Genomic DNA, 15,980 nt, shown 5'->3' with positions numbered 1-15,980 from the left:
GGAAACACCGGCCGGGGCTCCCCCGACCCGACACCGGTGACTCCGCGTACCGGCACGGCGACCTCCACCCGTGTCCGCCGCCCCGGTGCCCGCCCCCGTACCTACGTCCGGACAAGCGCATACTTTCCGTGAAACCACAGCCCTCCGCCCAGCTCGCACGCCCCTCGGAGTGCATTCCCGCAGAGGAGGCCGCACTCGTGCGCCCCTACTACCTCCTGCACGAAGCCGACCAGCGGCACGAGGCCGAGCGCGCCCGTGCCGAGGCCGCCACCCGACCGCCGCTGTCCCGCCCGTGCCGCCCCCACGGCGACCTCCTGGACCGACCGCTCGTCCCCGCCCCCGGCGAGTTCGACGAACTCGCCGCCCTCATCCGCCTCTGGCAGCGCCAGCGCCGAAGGGCGACGGTGGCCTGAACCCGGTGCCCGGTCCGACCGGACCGGGCACCGGTCCCTCACACCGTGAAGACGATCTTGCCGAACTGCTCGCCCTCCGCCATGGCCCGGAAGCCCTCCGCGGCCCGGTCCAGCGGTAGCACCCGGTCGATGTCGGGCCGGATGCCGGTGCGCACGCACATCTCGGTGAGTGCGGCCAGTTCCGGCAGGCTGCCCATGGTGGAGCCGATCACCCGCAACTGGAGGAAGAACACCCGGGTCAGCTCGGCCGAGGGCGCGTCCCCGCTGGTGGCGCCACAGGTGATGATCGCCCCGCCCGGCCGGAGGGAGCGGACCGAGTGCTTCCAGGTGGCCTGGCCGACCGAGTCGAACACCGCGTCCACCCGCTCGGGGAGACGCTCATGGGAGGGAAGTGCCGCGTAGGCGCCCAGTTTCAGGGCGCGCTCCCGCTTGGCCTCGCTGCGGCTGGTCACGTAGACGCGGTGCCCGGCGTGCACCGCCAGACGGACGAGGGCCACGGAGACACCACCGCCCGCCCCCTGGACCAGTACCGTCGACCCGGGGCGCAGGTCGGCCTTGCCGAAGAGCATGCTGTAGGCGGTCAGCCAGGCGGTGGGCAGGCAGGCGGCCTCCTCGAACGACAGCTCCGGAGGTTTGGGCACCAGGTTGCGCCGCGGTACCAGAACCTGTTCGGCGAACGTCCCCTGGTGCACCTCCGAGAGCAGCGACCGGCGCGGGTCCAGGGTCTCGTCCCCGAAGGAGGGGTCCCCGACGACGCCGTGCACGATGACCTCGTTTCCCCGGTCGTCCACCCCGGCGGCGTCGCAGCCGAGGATCATCGGCAGGCGCTCCTCGGTCAGGCCGGCGCCGCGCAGGCTCCACAAGTCGTGATGGTTGAGTGAGGCCGCCCTGACGTCGACGACCGCCCAGCCGTCGCGGGCCTCGGGGGCGGGGCGCTCGCCCGCCTCCAGACCGGAGACGGGGTCGTCGGGTGCGATGCGTGCTGCGGTGATAGCGAACATACACCGCACCCAACCACGGGACCGAACCTCGTTCCAGTCCCGGGCCCCGGTTTCGCGCCGGTCCGGAAGCGGGTCACCGCGTCAGGCGCACAGGTCGTCGTCGAGGTTGATCTGGTGCTTCTGGATCAGCAGGTCCGGCGTTCCGTCGAGCAGGAGGCGGTCGGCGGTCCCGTCGATGTGGAACCCGGGTGCGAAGAGCAGGCGGGAACCGTCGTCGGCGACGCGCCAGTCGTCCCCGGCCGTGCGCTCGGCGGTGCGGTGGAACCCGTGGTCGAAGACCTCGAACACCGGGTGGACGCGCACGGTCCGCTTGATGGGCGTGGCCGAGAGCCACACCTCGGTGCACGGCGAGATGATCATGGCACGGAGGCGGCTGACGTCCTGGGCGAACCCCCAAGCCCAGGAGTGGTCGTGACTGGTGGTCTTAGTGGTGCTGAAGATGTCGTCGGCCACGGTCTTGGAGACGCTGCGGCCGGTGCTGGTGCTCGCTTCGAAGGCCGTACCGTAGGCGATGGTGAACTCGTAGTAGTCGTCACCCGTACCCAGGTTGCGGTGTTTGGCGGTGATCCGACGCTCGACACCGGGGTGGTCCCAGGCCCCCAGCACGGGGAAGTGGCACCGTCCCCGGACGGTCTCCCACGGGCCGTCCGGCCGGAAATGGCCCTTGCGGTCGACGTAGGCCCCCTTGGGCAGGAACGCCCCGGTCTCGTTGTTGAAAGCGCCCTCGACCCGCTTGTTCGGGCCCTTGGCGCAGAGCCCGCCCATGAGGCCTCCGGTGTCGAAGCCCTCGTGGTCCTCCAGGTTGATCGCGCCGGGCAGCGGCGCCCCCTCCGTTCCCGGAGCGGCGTCGCCGACGTCCACCGAGACGGGGTGCTCGGGGAAGCCCGCGAGCCCCGGCATCTCCGCGCCCCCGGGCACCCCGGGGCGGGACGGCATCCCCGGGCGCTCCGGGGCCGGGGGCCTGGCGTCGGCGGACGCCGCCGGGGGGAGGGCCACCTGTCCGCTCCACATGAGGGCCGCGGACACGGTGACCGCCGCCGCTCTGGTGAGGAACGCCCCCCGATTGCGCTGTTGCCGTCTCATCCGACTCCTCCGCGTTATCGACCAGATCGCGCCTCGGGCCCCGGACGCTCGACTCGATGAGGGAATCGATGAGCGAAAAAGCGAACACAAAGTGAAAATACCGGAACCGCCGGAGGCGACAACGGCAGATTAACCGCCGGACCGGGGGAAACGTCCGCGACGCGCCCACCGGAACCGGCGGTGGAGTCCTCGGAGAACACTCGCTTTCACACCGAAGGTGACACGTCCGATTTCACGGTATCGACAGCTTTATGACGGATAGCGGAGATCACATTCTGCATCAGGGGAAATGCCGCTCCATCGGCGCCGGTCCGGGGCGGCTGCCCGCCCCGGACGACTACCTCACGGTCGGCCGATCACATCGAGTTCGGCCAGGTCCTCGGCGCAGAGCCGGAGCCCCGCACCGGCGGCGTTCTCGCGCAGGTGCGCCACCGACGAGGTTCCGGCGATGAGCAGGATGTTCGGCGACCGCTGGAGCAGCCAGGCCAGGGCGACCGACATCGGTGTCGCCTCCAGCCGGGCGGCCACGGCGGAGAGCGCCTCGGACTGCAAGGGGCTGAACCCGCCGAGCGGGAAGAAGGGCACGTAGGCGATGCCCTGCTCGGCGAGCTCGTCGATCATCCCGTCGTCCTGGCGGTGGGCGAGGTTGTACATGTTCTGCACGCACACGATCGGCGCGATCGAGCGCGCCTCGGCGACCTGCTCCGCCGTCGCGTTGCTCACCCCGAGGTTCCGGACCAGCCCCTCCTCACGGAGCCCGACGAGTACTTCGAGGGGCTTGGCGAGCGATCCGGGCTGCGGACCCTGGGCGTCACCCAGCCGGAGGTTGACGAGATCGAGCGCGTCCAGGCCCAGGTCTTCGAGGTTCTCGTGGACGGCGCGGCGCAGGTCCTCGGGCTCACGGGCCGGGGGCCAGCCTCCCCGCTCGTCGCGTTCGGCCCCGACCTTGGTCGCCACGTGCAGCGCTTCGGGGTAGGGGTGCAGCGCCTCGCGGATGAGCCGGTTGGTCACGCGCGGGCCGTAGACGCCGGCGGTGTCGATGTGCGTGATCCCGAGGTCCCGGGCCTCGCGGAGGACGGCGAGTGCGGCGTCGCGGTCGGCCGGGGGACCCATGACGCCGGGCCCGGCGAGCTGCATGGCGCCGTAGCCGAACCGTGAGACGGGCAGGTCGCCCAGGGTCCAGGTACCGCCGGGAAGGGAGGAGGACATGCTCGTACCTCTGTCTTCGATGGTGTGCCGTTCGGATGCCTTGCGGCTTCGCGGCCCAGCCTGGTGTACTGGCTCTCCAAGAGGAAGTAGGCACCTGAAAGTGCGTAGAGCACCTTGAGGTCGGTGGAGGAGCGAGCGGTGGCGACCACGACGGCGGCCCAGCGGCGGGCACGGGCCAAGACGGAGTACGACGCCTTCTTCGCGGCGTGTCCGAGCCGCGAACTGCTCAACCGGATCTCCGGCAAGTGGGTCGCGCTGGTCCTGGCCGCCCTCGGCGGCGACGGCCCGCAGCGGTCCGGCGGAGGCTGCACCGGGGAGCCCCGGCCGATGCGCTACTCGGAGCTGTCCCGCGCGCTGGCGGGCGTCAGTCAGAAGATGCTCACCCAGACACTGCGCTCACTCGAACGCGACGGACTCGTGAGCCGCACCGTGGTGGCCACCGTGCCCGTCACGGTCACCTACGAACTGACCGGCCTCGGTGTCTCGCTGCACCACATGGTGCGCGGGCTGAAGACCTGGGCCGAGACCCACATGGACGACGTGATCGCCCACCGCGCGAGCTACGACTCCGAACCGGCAGGGTAGACGGGGGCTCGGAACGGACGAGGATCGGGGCCGGGAGGGTTACTCAGCGGCCCGCCAGGGGCGAGCCCACCGGCAGGGAGGTGTCCGTGGCCAGGTCCAGGGACGACGGCGGCAGCCCGGCCGCCACGACCTCCGCGCCCAGCGCGGCGATCATCGCGCCGTTGTCGGTGCACAGGCGCGGTCGCGGCACCCGCAGCTCGACCCCCGCCTTCTCACAGCGCTCCCGCGCCAGGGCGCGCAGCGCCGAGTTGGCCGCCACGCCCCCGCTGATCACGAGCGTGCCCACCCCGTGGTCCACACAGGCGTCCACGGCCTTGCGGGTGAGCACGTCCACCACCGACTCCTGGAAGGAGGCGGCGATGTCGGCGACGACCAGACGCCCTCCGGCGCGGTCGGTGTCCTCCACGTGGCGGGCCACGGCCGTCTTCAGGCCGGAGAAGGAGAAGTCGTAGGTGCCGTCGCCCCACTTTCCGCGCGGGAAGCGGATGCCGCCCGGGTCGCCCTCGCGCGCGGCCCTGTCGATCGGCGGACCGCCGGGGTAGGGCAGGTCCAGCAGCCGCGCCACCTTGTCGTAGGCCTCGCCCGCGGCGTCGTCGACCGTGTCGCCGAGCGAGACCACGTCGGTGGCCAGGTCGTTGACGAGCAGGAGCGAGGTGTGCCCGCCCGAGACCAGCAGCGCGAGGGCTGGCTTGGGCAGCGGCCCGTGCTCCAGTTGGTCCACCGCCACGTGCCCCACCAGGTGGTTGACCCCGTACAGCGGCTTGCCCAGCGCCATCGCGTAGGCCTTGGCCGCAGACACGCCCACCAGCAGCGCCCCCGCCAGGCCGGGGCCCGCAGTGACCGCGATCGCGTCCACGTCGTCCATCGCCACGCCCGCACCGTCCAGGGCGCGCCGCACGGTCGGGACCATCGCCTCCAGGTGCGCCCGACTGGCCACCTCGGGGACCACGCCGCCGAAGCGTGCGTGCTGGTCGACGCTGGAGGCCACCTCGTCGCTGAGCAGCTCACAGCCGCGCACCAGGCCCACGCCGGTCTCGTCGCACGAGGTCTCGATCCCCAGGATCAACGGCTGCCCACTCATCGCTGCCCCTCCCCGCCCGCTCCGGGCCGGGCCATGCGCCGCATGACCACGGCGTCGACCCCCTTGTAGTATCCGCGCCGCACCCCGATCGCCTCGAAGCCGAACGCCTCATAGAGCCTGCGGGCGCGCGGGTTGTCGTCGCGCACCTCCAGGAAGACGTCGGTGACGCCTCCCGCGGCGGCCCGTTCCAGGAGTTCGGTGAGCAGGGTGCGGCCGATGCCGTGCCCCCACACCGGCTCGGCCACGGCCATGGTCTGGACGTCGCCCTCGGGCGGCACCAAACGCAGCCCCGCGTAGCCGACGACCGCCCCGCCGGACTCGGCAACCACGTAGGAGCGGGTGGGCTGGGCGAGTTCGTCGCGGAGCATGGCCTCGCTCCACGCGTCGTCGGGAAACAGCGCGCGCTCCAGGCCCAGGACGGCGGGCACGTCTGCGGTGTCCATGGGGCGCAGGTGCACGTCGGTCACTTCACCCACTGGCGCACCTTCTTCGGGGCCCCGGGCACCACGGCATCGGGTCGGCGCAGGTAGAGCGGCAGGGGCTCGGGCAGCGCCAGGCCGCGATCCAGGCGCAGCATCGCCAGTTCGGCCATGGCGGAGGCGTCCGGGTAGAGCGGCTCCGGGGCGGCGGCGCCGGAGCCGAGCACCTCGGCGTACATCTCGGCACCGTGCCCGACCAGGGGCAGGCCGCCGGTGTCGATGTCGGCGGGCCGGTCGACACGCACCTCACCGACCCGGGTGAGGCGGTCGTCGTAGCGGGCCCAGAACACCTCCTTGCGGCGGGCGTCGGTCAGCGCGGCGAAGGGTTCCCCGCGTCCGGTGGCGAACGCGAGCGCGTCCAGGGTGGTGACCCCGTGGCAGGGGATCCCCAGGGCGTCGGCGAGGGCGTGGGCCGTGGCCAGCCCCACCCGCAGGCCCGTGTAGGGGCCGGGGCCGATGCCCACGGCGATCCCGTCGAGGTCGCCCAAGTCCGCCCCCGCCTGATCCATCAGTCGGACGACGGTGGGGCTGAGGAGCTCGCCGTGGCGCCGGGCGTCCACGGACGAGGCGCTCGCACGCGAGGTGTAGGTGCCGTCGCCGGAACGTTCGCCGACGGCGGCGGTGACCGCCGGGGTGGCGGTGTCGAAGGCCAGGAAGAGCACGGGCGGCCGCCTATCCGAGCCCGGCGCCGCCGCCGGGCATCTCGGTTCCGGCCCACCGGCCGCCGACGGGGCGCAGCCGCACGGTGCGGGTGTCGTCGGGGTGGCGTTCGATGGCGATCTCCAACCGGTCCTCGCTCAGCCCCTCGGCGACGCCCTCGCCCCACTCCACCACCGTCACCGAGTCTGCGAGGGTCGTGTCGAGGTCGATGTCGTCGATCTCGTCGGCGCCGCCGAGCCGGTAGGCGTCCACGTGCACGAGGTCGGGGCCTCCCGTCAGTGAGGGGTGGATGCGGGAGATGACGAAGGTCGGCGAGGTCACGGACCCCCGGACGCCCAGGCCCTCGCCGAGCCCCTGGGTGAACGTCGTCTTGCCCGCGCCGAGGGAGCCGGACAGGAGGATCACGTCCCCGGGACGGGTGAGGGCGGCCACGCCGCGTCCCAGGGCGCGCATCGCGCCGTCGGTGGCGGCCCGGACCGCGTGGACGGGGGGTGCCCCGGCGTTGGTGGCTGTTACGTCTGTCATGCGTCTCGCAGTAGGTCGGTCGTGGCGGCGTGCTCAGGAGCCGCCGGTGTACTCGCGGGGGACCCGGACGCCCACCCGCGTGACGATCTCGTAGGGGATGGTCTCCAGCACCCGCGCCCAGTCCTGGGCCGTGGGGGTGTCCGGATCACCGGTGGGGTCGCCGAAGAGTACCGCGTACTCACCCGCCTCCACCGGGTCATCGCCGATATCGACAACGAACTGGTCCATGCAGACTGTTCCCGCGATGACACGGGGGCGTCCTCCGAGGAGCACGGGGCCCTGGTTGGTGGCGTGGCGCGGGACACCGTCGGCGTACCCGAGCGGCACGAGGGCGAGGGTGGTGTCCCGGTCGGTGACGTAGCGGTGCCCGTAAGAGACGCCGCTGCCGGGGCCGACGCGCTTGGTGAGCGCGATCCTTGACCGGAGGGTCATCGCCGGTCTCAGGCCCGGAACCTCCACGTCGGGGACGGGGTTGAGGCCGTAGGCCGCGATACCGGCGCGCACGAGGTCGAAGCGCGCTTCGGGGAGGGTGAGCAGTGCGGCGGAGTTGGCGATGTGTCGGACCTCGGGGGTCAGCCCGCACTGGTCGGCCCTCTCCAGTGCCTCGCGGAACTGGGACAGTTGCGAGACGATGGAGGGGTGCCCGGGTTCGTCCGCGCAGGCGAAGTGCGACCACACCCCGCTGACGCGCAGGTGGCCGGCCTCTTCGGCCCGCGCCGCCGCCTCCACCAGCGAGGGCCACACGCCGGGGCCGATACCGCCCCGGTTGAGGCCGGTGTCGATCTTGAGCTGGACTCGGGCGGTGCGCCCCAGGCTCCGCGCGGCGTCGACGACGCCGTCCAGGACGGCCCGATCGCTGACACCGAGGTCGACGTCGGAGGCGATCGCTTCTCGGAGGGGTTCGCCCGGCGGGATGATCCAGGCGAGCAGGGGTGCTGTGATCCCGGCCACGCGCAGGGCGAGGGCCTCGTGGATGAACGCCGTCCCCAGCCAGGCGGCGCCTCCGGCGAGAAGGGCACGGGCGGCCGGGAGCATGCCGTGGCCGTAGCCGTCCGCCTTGACCACACCCATGAGGGGGGTCCCGCCCGCGCGCTCACGCAGGAGGCGGGCGTTGTCGGCGATCGCGTCCAGATCGACGCGCGCGTGCGCGAAGTGAGCCATGATCCCAGTGTTCCACGTGTTGGTTACCGCTGCGGAGCTGCGGGTATGTGTGCTTTGACCGAGTTCGGCGCCGTTTCTGGGGGGATCGGGGCATGGGCGAATCCGAGCATGAACGTCCGGTCAACGCGGTACGGCTATGGTCCGGGGGACTGGCCACCGCGGTCGTGGCGGCCTTGGTCGTCCTGGCCGGAACCGTGGTCGCACGGGGTGTTCTGGGAATACCGGTGCTCGCACCGGAGGAGGCCGGACACCTGGGTGACACCGGAACCGCGGTCTACGCCTTCACGGCGGCCGCGGCCGCTCTGCTGGCCACCGCTCTGCTACACCTGCTTCTGGTCACGGCACCACGGCCCCGGGCGTTCTTCGGGTGGATGATCGGACTGATCACGGCCGTCGCCGTGGTCACACCGTTCACACAGGCAGCCGGAGCGGCCGCCCAGTTCGCCACGGCCTTCATCAACCTCACCGCCGGGGTGGCGATCGCGACGCTGTTGAGCGGCGTGGCCGCGACCGCCGTGGTGCGGTCCGGACCGCGCCCGAAGCCGGTGTTACGGCACGAGGGCGTCCTTCCGGACGTGGAGCGTCCGGAGTACCGCGAGGATCCGCGGAGGATCTGATCCTGATTCCCGCGCGGCGGCCGGACCTCCCGGCCGCCGCGGCGCGTCCGCGGGGACCGGGCACCGGGCAGAGCGGTGGGCGGCCCGCATCCAGCCGGACGGTCCCGGGAGCGGAGACCGAGTTCTCCAGGACCGGGTACCTCTACATCATCGGGGCGATGACCACCCGGTAGCGGCCGCCGTCCTCGGTGGACACGTCCCGGCGGAAGTCGTTGACGCGGTTGACCGACCGCTGCACCGCGTCCCCGCCGATCCCGGAGGTGTCGGCGGTCGGCAGGTGCCTGGCCAGCGCGAGCAGCGCCTCGTCCACGGTCATGGCGGTCTCCCGAAGCTCCGGGATGATCCGCCACCCGTCGTCGGTGAGGTGGCTGACAGCGATCCGGAACATACCGGTTCTCTCCCTGCGGTGTCGGGGGGCTGTGCGGGTATTCTCCCGCATCACCTCCGGCGGCGTGAAGGCCTGGGCCCGAGCGGAGCCCGTATCGAACCGGGCAAGCTCCGGTGAATGTTAAGTCACCGTTTCTTAAAACGACACATGGCTACTGACCAGGCACGTCGCAGCAGGTAGATTGACCTGCTATGTCCCGCATTCTCCCGTTCATGCCGGATCCTGGTGCGACACGTCCGCTCGCCGCCGCGCTCCGGAGGGGAGCACCGGAACGGGGTGCCCCCCACGGGACACCCACCGTCGGACCGATGAAGGCAGCCTCCAGAGCACCACAACCCGAGTAATCCCCAGCGGCACGGTAAAGCGTTTCTCGATTCTTTCCCGTAGCGGCCGGAGGAATGGAGAAGCACCAGTGATCGACCACCTCCTGCAACACCACCAACCGGGCGTTTTCCTGATCACCATCGTCGTCGCGGCGATCGGATCCTTTCTCAGCCTGGGCTTCACCTCGCGCGCCCGCAGCTCTCGCGGCCCCCTCCGATGGCAGTGGCTAGCCCTGGCCTCCCTGACCCTGGGCGGCGTCGCGGTGTGGTCGATGCACTTCATCGCGATGATGGGCTACTCCCCCGACGGGCTCACCGTGCGCTACGACCCCCTCCTGACGATCGCCAGCGGGCTGCTGGCGGTCGCCGTCATGGCCGTGGCCCTCGGCCTCACCCTCAACCACGACCACCCCCTCCGCCTGCTCNCGGGCGGAGCCATCGCCGGCCTCGGCGTCGTCTCCATGCACTACATGGGCATGTTCTCCATGAACTTCCGCGGCACCATGTCCCACGAGACCGGCTACGTGGCCACCGCCATCGGCATCGCCCTGGTCGCCGCCACCGTCGCGCTCTGGTGCGCCACCCGGCTCAGGAACGTCGTTTCCCTGGTGGGGGCCTCCCTCGTCATGGCCCTCGCGGTCAACGCCATGCACTACGTGGGCATGGCGGGTGTCCGGATCAACCCCGACACCGAGTGGGACGGTGTGGCACTCCAGGGTTCGGGCGTCACCGAACTCATGATCCCGCTGATCCTGGGCCTGTTCGCCCTCGTCCTCGCGTGCAGCACCGCCCTGATGTTCACCGAGAGCGGACGGGACGACGCCCCGTCATCACGCGACGGGTCGACCGGCGGCTCGGAGACCGACTCCGACCGCCGGGCCGCTCCGAACACTCGGAACACCCCTGAGGACGATGTCTGGGGCAGGCACGGCTGATCCCTGCACCCAACAGCGGACACACACTCCACGGGCTCACCGGATCCGATCCGGTGGGCCCGTTCTCCATGAGGGCAACCCCCCTATGGATATTGGCCGATATCGGCCATCTCTTGATAATCCTACATATAAGTGTCGCAATTTCACTACTTTCGTACCGACTTACCCCCCAATCAATAGGCCATGGAGATCCGCACAGTGATCGAGCACCTCCTCAGCCACGGGCCCGCATTCCCGATCTCCGTCGCAGTCTCGGTGATCGGATCCTTTCTCGGCCTGGCCTTCGCCTCGCGCGCCCGCCGCACCCGCGGCCCCCTCCGATGGCAGTGGCTGGCCCTCGCCGCCTTCTCCCTCGGAGCCATCGCCGTGTGGTCGATGCACTTCATCGCGATGATGGGCTACTCCCCCGACGGGCTCACCGTGCGCTACGACCCTCCCCTCACGGTCATCAGCGGGCTGCTGGCGGTCGCCGTCATGGCCGTGGCCCTCGGCCTCACCCTCAACCACGACCACCCCCTCCGCCTGCTCACGGGCGGAGCCATCGCCGGCCTCGGCGTCGTCTCCATGCACTACATGGGCATGTTCTCCATGAACTTCCGCGGCACCATGTCCCACGAGACCGGCTACGTGGCCACCGCCATCGGCATCGCCCTGGCCGCCGCCACCGTCGCGCTCTGGTGCGCCACCCGGCTCAACGGTGCCGCCGCCCTGACCTTCGCCTCACCACTCATGGCCGTGGCGATCGCCTCCATGCACTACACGGCCATGATGGGCGTACGGATCACGCCCGACACCGACTGGAGCACCACACAGCCCCTCCCCGGCGGCAGCGCCACCGAGTTCCTGCTGCCCCTGATCGTGGGCCTGTTCGTCACCATCCTCACGGCCAGCCTCTTCCTCATGCTCTCGGACGACATAGAGACCAGACGCCCCCGCGGAACGCCCGGCCGCGCCGCCGCACCACCCCTGGACCGTTCGGCCCCGGCGGCCGACGACGTGTGGACCCGCCGCCGCTGACACGGCCCCCGCGGAAGCGGCGAAAACCCCTGGCGCCCCCGGAACCGACCGATCTAGGATCAGCTGGTCCGGGGGCGCCGCACGTGCCCGGACCGGAGACGACCAAGGAGAGGACCTCGCGATGACCGTGTTCGACCCCGCCCCCCGCAACGGTTCACCGATCATCAGCGAGCCCTGAAGCACTCACGGGCCCGCCCGTACAGAGAGCCCGACGTGTACCACCACGACACCGACGCACACGCGTCACACCCGCTCACCCGCCTCGGCTGGACCGACCGTGTCGCTGAGGCCTTCGACGCCCTCGCCCTGACCAGTCCGCACACCCTGGTCCCCGCCCGGGTGGCCGCCGCCCGACGTGGCGGCGCCGAGGTGCTGCTGCCCGGGCCGGAGAAGGCCGAACACGCGCCCGCCGTGCGCCGGGCCACCCGCACCGACCCGGCCGCCGCACCGACGAGCGGCGACTGGGTGGCCCTGCGCCGCTCCGGCGACACCTGGCTGGTCGAGGACGTCCTGGAGCGCTCCTCGTCCCTCGTCCGCCAAGGCGTGGCCGCCGACTCCCACGACCAGGTCCTGGCTGCCAACGTCGACGGGGTGCTCATCTGCGAGGCCGCCGACCAGGGACCGAACCCGGGCCGCCTGGAGCGGTTCCTCAGCCTGGCCTGGTCCGGTGGATCCGCGCCCACCGTCGCCGTCACCAAGGCCGACCTGGCCGGCGACCGCCTGCCCGAAGCGCTCGAACTGGCCGCGTCGGCCGCTCCGGGCACCGACGTGTACCCGGTCAGCGCCCACACCGGCGAGGGGGTGGACGCCCTGGCCCGGATCCTGCTGCCGGGCAGCACCTGGGTCTTCCTGGGCACCTCCGGGGCGGGCAAGTCCAGCCTGGTCAACGCGATCGCCGGACGTACGCTCATGGCCACCGGAGAGATCCGCCAGGACAAGCGCGGACGGCACACCACCACCCACCGGCAACTGCTGGTCCTGCCCGGGGGCGCACTGGTCCTGGACATCCCGGGGCTGCGCCGGGTCGACGTCACGGGTGACACCTCGGCGGTCGACCGCACCTTCGACGACATCCGGGAACTGGCGGAGCTGTGCCGCTTCACCGACTGCTCGCATGGCCCCGAACCGGGCTGCGCGGTCAACGCCGCCGCCGACGGGGGCGACCTCGACCCGGCTCGTCTGGGGCGGTGGAACAAGCTCCGGAGGGAGGCCGAGCGCAACCGCGACCGGACCGAGCACCGGCTGAGGGCACAGGACAAGCAGCGGACGAAGACCTACGGCAGGATCGCCCGGGAGGCCCGGCGCCACAAGGGCGGACGGTAGTCCCGCCTCCCCGGCACCGCCGCCTGGGCTCGGGCACCCACGGGACTGGTGGAGGTGCCGGGGGCGGGTTCGCGAGGAACGAGTGGCGTACCGGTCTCCGCAGGAGGAGTCTCCGCCGCAGCGAGGAACGAGCGAGAAGGCAGCGACGACGAAGAGGCCGACTCTCCGCGCCCCGAGCTCCGTCCGAGCCTGCGGGGGCGCGAAGGCAGGCCCTAGGGGCCGAAGGTTCCCGTGTTCGTAGGCGCCCGAGCACGAACCAGGAAGGAACCGCGCCGTCGGGCCTCCGTTGAAGGGTGGTGGCGGGCGACAACCAAGACAAAGGCCACGCCGGAGGCGCTCAGATACCGAAGGCGCGGCGGGCGTTGTCGACGACAGCGGCGGCGAGGGCGTCCTCGTCCATGCCCTTGGTCTGCGCCAGCGCGCGCAGCGTGTGCGGGACCAGGTAGGGCGCGTTGGGCCGCCCCCGGTAGGGCTTGGGGGTGAGGAAGGGCGCGTCGGTCTCCACCAGGACCAGCTCGGGCGGTGCGGCGCGCGCGGCCTCGCGCAGCGGTTCGGCGCTGCCGAAGGTCACATTGCCCGCGAAGCTCATGAAGTAGCCGCGCTCGGCGCACACCTTCGCCATCGCAGCGTCCCCGGAGAAGCAGTGAAAGACCACCCGGTCGGGCGCGCCCTCCTCCTCCAGGACACGCAGGACGTCCTCGTGGGCCTCGCGGTCGTGGATCATCACCGCCTTGCCGTGCCGCTTGGCGATGGCGATGTGGCGGCGGAAGGACTCCTCCTGCGCGCGTTTGCCCTGGGCGCCGGTGCGAAAGGTGTCCATACCGGTCTCACCGACCGCGACGACATGCGGCAGCGCGGCCAGTTCGTCGATCCCGGCCAGTTGCTGCTCCAGGAGCTCGTAGCCGCCGCCGGGACGGGCCTTGCCCGCCCAGTCGGTCTCGTCGACCTCCACGCCCTCCGCACCGTCGCCGTGCACGATACGCGGTGCCTCGTTGGGGTGCAGGGCCACGGCCGCCCACACCCGGCCCGGGTGGGCCTTGGCCGTCTCCGCCGCCCAGCGCGAGGACGACAGGTCCACCCCCACCTGGAGCAGCGGCGTCACGCCCACGCTCTCGGCCGCGGCGATGATCTCCCCGACTCCGGGCTCCTGCATGTCCATGTGGGTGTGGCAGTCGGGCACCGCCGTGCGCAGGGGCTCGGGCGGGGGCGGCGGGGTCCTGCTGTTGCGCTCGCGTACCGCCCGGCCCTTGCGCCTACTCACCGTCGCCTTCCAGGCGGGCCAGCTCCTCGTCCACCACGGACGGGTCGAGCTTGGCGAACAGCGGCTGCGGGCGGCTGAGCGGGGTACCCGGCAGGATCGGGGTCGTCCCCCAGTACGCCTGGTCGTCGGCGTAGTCCCCGGTGATCACCGGGTAGTCCACCGCCTCGCCCGAACCGCCGATGCGGTCGTGGCCGGTCGCCAGACGGGGCATCCCGGTCCACGTGCCGGTGCCGCCGAGCATGGTGTGCACCTTGTTCGCGGACTCGGGCAGGAACGGGGTGAGCAGTGTGTTGGCGTCGCTGACCAGTTGGAGCGCCACGTGCAGGACGGTGGCCATACGGTCCGGGTCGGTCTTCTTCAGCGCCCACGGGGCCTGGTCGGAGATGTACTTGTTGGCCTCGGCGACGGTGCGCATGGCCTCCTGGAGCGCCGTCTTGAACTGCGACCGCTCCAGCCTCTGGCCGACCGTGTCGAAGGCCGTGCGCGAGTGCTCCAGCACCCGCAGGTCCTCCTCGGTCAGCTCGCCTGCCTCGGGGACCGCACCGATGTTCTTGGCCGCCATGGAGATGGAGCGGTTGACCAGGTTGCCCCAGGCCGCCACGAGTTCGTCGTTGTTGCGGCGCACGAACTCGGTCCAGGTGAAGTCGGTGTCCTGGGTCTCGGGGCCGGCCGCCATGATGTAGTACCGCAGCGCGTCGGCGGAGTAGCGCTCCAGGAAGTCACGCACGTAGATGACCACGCGCCGGGAGGAGGAGAACTTGCGTCCCTCCATGGTGAGGAACTCGCTGGAGACCACCTCGGTGGGCAGGTTGAACGCGCCCAGCTCGCCCGCCTCGCCACCGCGGTCGCCCTCACCGCTGGCGCCCATGAGGATCGCGGGCCAGATCACCGAGTGGAAGACGATGTTGTCCTTGCCCATGAAGTAGAACGACTCGGCGTCCTCGCTCTGCCACCAGCGGCGCCAGGCGTCGGGCTCACCGACGCGCCGGGCCCACTCGATGGAGGCGGACAGGTACCCGATGACGGCGTCGAACCACACGTACAGGCGCTTGTTGGGGTTGTCCGACCAGCCCTCCAGCGGGATGGGGACGCCCCAGTTGAGGTCACGGGTGACCGCGCGCGGCTGGAGGTCCTCCACCAGGTTCATGGAGAACTTGAGGACGTTGGGCCTCCACTGCCCTTCCTTGCCCTTGAGCCACCGGGTGAGGATGTCGGCGAAGGCGGGCAGGTCGAGCATGAAGTGCTCGGTGTCCACGAACTCGGGGGTCTCGCCGTTGATCCTGGAGCGGGGGGCGACGAGGTCGACCGGGTCAAGCTGGTTGCCGCAGTGGTCGCACTGGTCGCCGCGCGCGCCGTCGTAGCCGCAGATCGGGCAGACGCCCTCGACGTAGCGGTCGGGCAGTGTGCGGCCGGTGGAGGGCGAGATCGCGCCCTTGGTGGTGTGGGTGAAGACGTAGCCGTTCTCGTACAGCGCGGTGAACAGCTTCTGTGCCACCTCGTAGTGGTTGCCGGTGCTGGTGCGGGTGAACAGGTCGTAGGACAGCCCCAGGGCGACGAGGTCCTCGGCGATGAGCCGGTTGTAGTGGTCGGCGACCTCGCGGGGGCTCTGGCCCTTCTGGTCGGCGAGGACCTGGATGGGGGTGCCGTGTTCGTCGGTGCCGCTGACCATCAGCACGCGGTTGCCCGACATTCGCTGGAAGCGGGAGAAGACGTCGGAGGGGACTCCGAAGCCGGACACGTGGCCGATGTGGCGCGGGCCGTTGGCGTAGGGCCAGGCGACCGCGGTCAGGATGTGGCGATTCGACGACATGCCTCAAGACTAAAGCCGCCGGAGCTCGCTCGCACCCGGGAGCGGGACCGTGGCGGCAGGACGCCAAGGCGGGTAGTGCCGCGGCGGGGACCCGTGGGACGATGCCCCC

The 15,980-nt window shown here is 71.3% G+C and carries 17 protein-coding genes; 6 read left to right on the top strand and 11 right to left on the bottom strand.

All coding sequences use genetic code 11. The features are described 5' to 3' along the window. Positions 1–128: 128 nt before the first annotated feature. Complete coding sequence (locus B042_RS0104925; protein WP_155988881.1) at positions 129–413, top strand: hypothetical protein; 285 nt, start codon at positions 129–131, stop codon at positions 411–413. A gap of 38 nt (positions 414–451) precedes the next feature. Here the strand turns inward: B042_RS0104925 and B042_RS0104920 are convergent, their stop codons facing one another. The 3 genes from B042_RS0104920 to B042_RS0104910 all read right to left on the bottom strand — a co-directional run bounded on the left by B042_RS0104920 (position 452) and on the right by B042_RS0104910 (position 3,706). Continuing rightward, positions 452–1,414 (bottom strand): zinc-binding dehydrogenase, encoded by a 963-nt coding sequence (locus B042_RS0104920; protein ID WP_028647321.1) that lies wholly within the window; start codon positions 1,412–1,414, stop codon positions 452–454. A gap of 81 nt (positions 1,415–1,495) precedes the next feature. Then, complete coding sequence (locus B042_RS24245) at positions 1,496–2,497, bottom strand: hypothetical protein (protein WP_028647320.1); 1,002 nt, start codon at positions 2,495–2,497, stop codon at positions 1,496–1,498. 342 nt (positions 2,498–2,839) lie between these two features. Next, entirely contained in the window at positions 2,840–3,706 is an 867-nt protein-coding gene (locus tag B042_RS0104910; RefSeq protein WP_036553930.1) for an aldo/keto reductase family oxidoreductase, read from the bottom strand. Between the two features lie 138 nt (positions 3,707–3,844). Between B042_RS0104910 and B042_RS0104905 the strand changes: the two genes are divergently transcribed. Continuing rightward, the gene (locus B042_RS0104905; RefSeq protein WP_028647318.1) at positions 3,845–4,291 is read left to right on the top strand and encodes a helix-turn-helix domain-containing protein; all 447 of its coding nucleotides are present in this window, start codon (positions 3,845–3,847) and stop codon (positions 4,289–4,291) included. A gap of 43 nt (positions 4,292–4,334) precedes the next feature. Here B042_RS0104905 and tsaD read toward each other — a convergent pair whose 3' ends face one another. From tsaD to alr, 5 genes are read right to left on the bottom strand one after another with little or no spacing between them, the layout of a single operon-like run. Continuing rightward, positions 4,335–5,372: a tRNA (adenosine(37)-N6)-threonylcarbamoyltransferase complex transferase subunit TsaD gene (gene tsaD / locus B042_RS0104900; protein WP_028647317.1), complete on the bottom strand. Its 1,038-nt coding sequence runs from the start codon at positions 5,370–5,372 to the stop codon at positions 4,335–4,337. After that, the gene (rimI, locus tag B042_RS0104895; RefSeq protein WP_051415489.1) at positions 5,369–5,815 is read right to left on the bottom strand and encodes a ribosomal protein S18-alanine N-acetyltransferase; all 447 of its coding nucleotides are present in this window, start codon (positions 5,813–5,815) and stop codon (positions 5,369–5,371) included. Before rimI ends, tsaD begins: the two co-directional genes overlap by 4 nt. A 20-nt stretch (positions 5,816–5,835) precedes the next feature. Then, the gene (gene tsaB / locus B042_RS0104890) at positions 5,836–6,513 is read right to left on the bottom strand and encodes a tRNA (adenosine(37)-N6)-threonylcarbamoyltransferase complex dimerization subunit type 1 TsaB (protein ID WP_028647316.1); all 678 of its coding nucleotides are present in this window, start codon (positions 6,511–6,513) and stop codon (positions 5,836–5,838) included. Between the two features lie 10 nt (positions 6,514–6,523). Next, positions 6,524–7,036: a tRNA (adenosine(37)-N6)-threonylcarbamoyltransferase complex ATPase subunit type 1 TsaE gene (gene tsaE, locus B042_RS0104885; protein WP_028647315.1), complete on the bottom strand. Its 513-nt coding sequence runs from the start codon at positions 7,034–7,036 to the stop codon at positions 6,524–6,526. A gap of 33 nt (positions 7,037–7,069) precedes the next feature. Further along, a complete protein-coding gene (alr, locus tag B042_RS0104880) occupies positions 7,070–8,197 on the bottom strand; it encodes an alanine racemase (RefSeq protein WP_028647314.1) in 1,128 nt (375 codons plus the stop codon). Positions 8,198–8,289: 92 nt separating this feature from the next. Between alr and B042_RS0104875 the strand changes: the two genes are divergently transcribed. Continuing rightward, positions 8,290–8,814 (top strand): DUF6069 family protein, encoded by a 525-nt coding sequence (locus tag B042_RS0104875; protein WP_028647313.1) that lies wholly within the window; start codon positions 8,290–8,292, stop codon positions 8,812–8,814. 142 nt (positions 8,815–8,956) lie between these two features. On the opposite strand, the gene B042_RS0104870 is transcribed toward B042_RS0104875, so the two are convergent. Further along, positions 8,957–9,202: a hypothetical protein gene (locus B042_RS0104870; RefSeq protein WP_028647312.1), complete on the bottom strand. Its 246-nt coding sequence runs from the start codon at positions 9,200–9,202 to the stop codon at positions 8,957–8,959. 412 nt (positions 9,203–9,614) lie between these two features. Between B042_RS0104870 and B042_RS21975 the strand changes: the two genes are divergently transcribed. The 3 genes from B042_RS21975 to rsgA all read left to right on the top strand — a co-directional run bounded on the left by B042_RS21975 (position 9,615) and on the right by rsgA (position 12,800). Further along, positions 9,615–10,460, top strand: a complete 846-nt coding sequence (locus tag B042_RS21975) for an MHYT domain-containing protein (RefSeq protein WP_051415477.1) — start codon at positions 9,615–9,617, stop codon at positions 10,458–10,460. 183 nt (positions 10,461–10,643) lie between these two features. Beyond that, a complete protein-coding gene (locus tag B042_RS0104860) occupies positions 10,644–11,477 on the top strand; it encodes an MHYT domain-containing protein (protein WP_155988879.1) in 834 nt (277 codons plus the stop codon). 213 nt (positions 11,478–11,690) lie between these two features. After that, positions 11,691–12,800, top strand: coding sequence for a ribosome small subunit-dependent GTPase A (gene rsgA, locus B042_RS0104855; protein WP_028647310.1), 1,110 nt, complete (start codon positions 11,691–11,693; stop codon positions 12,798–12,800). Positions 12,801–13,137: 337 nt separating this feature from the next. On the opposite strand, the gene B042_RS0104850 is transcribed toward rsgA, so the two are convergent. Next, positions 13,138–14,061 (bottom strand): TatD family hydrolase, encoded by a 924-nt coding sequence (locus tag B042_RS0104850; protein ID WP_028647309.1) that lies wholly within the window; start codon positions 14,059–14,061, stop codon positions 13,138–13,140. Further along, a complete protein-coding gene (metG, locus tag B042_RS0104845) occupies positions 14,054–15,871 on the bottom strand; it encodes a methionine--tRNA ligase (protein WP_028647308.1) in 1,818 nt (605 codons plus the stop codon). The genes B042_RS0104850 and metG overlap by 8 nt, the downstream gene beginning before the upstream one ends. Positions 15,872–15,980: the final 109 nt, after the last annotated feature.

Origin of the sequence: Nocardiopsis sp. CNT312 (genome assembly GCF_000515115.1) — a bacterium.
Taxonomy (GTDB): Bacteria; Actinomycetota; Actinomycetes; order Streptosporangiales; family Streptosporangiaceae; genus Nocardiopsis.
The sequence above is the reverse complement of the archived record's forward strand: the minus strand, read 5'-3'. Positions and strand labels throughout refer to the sequence as shown.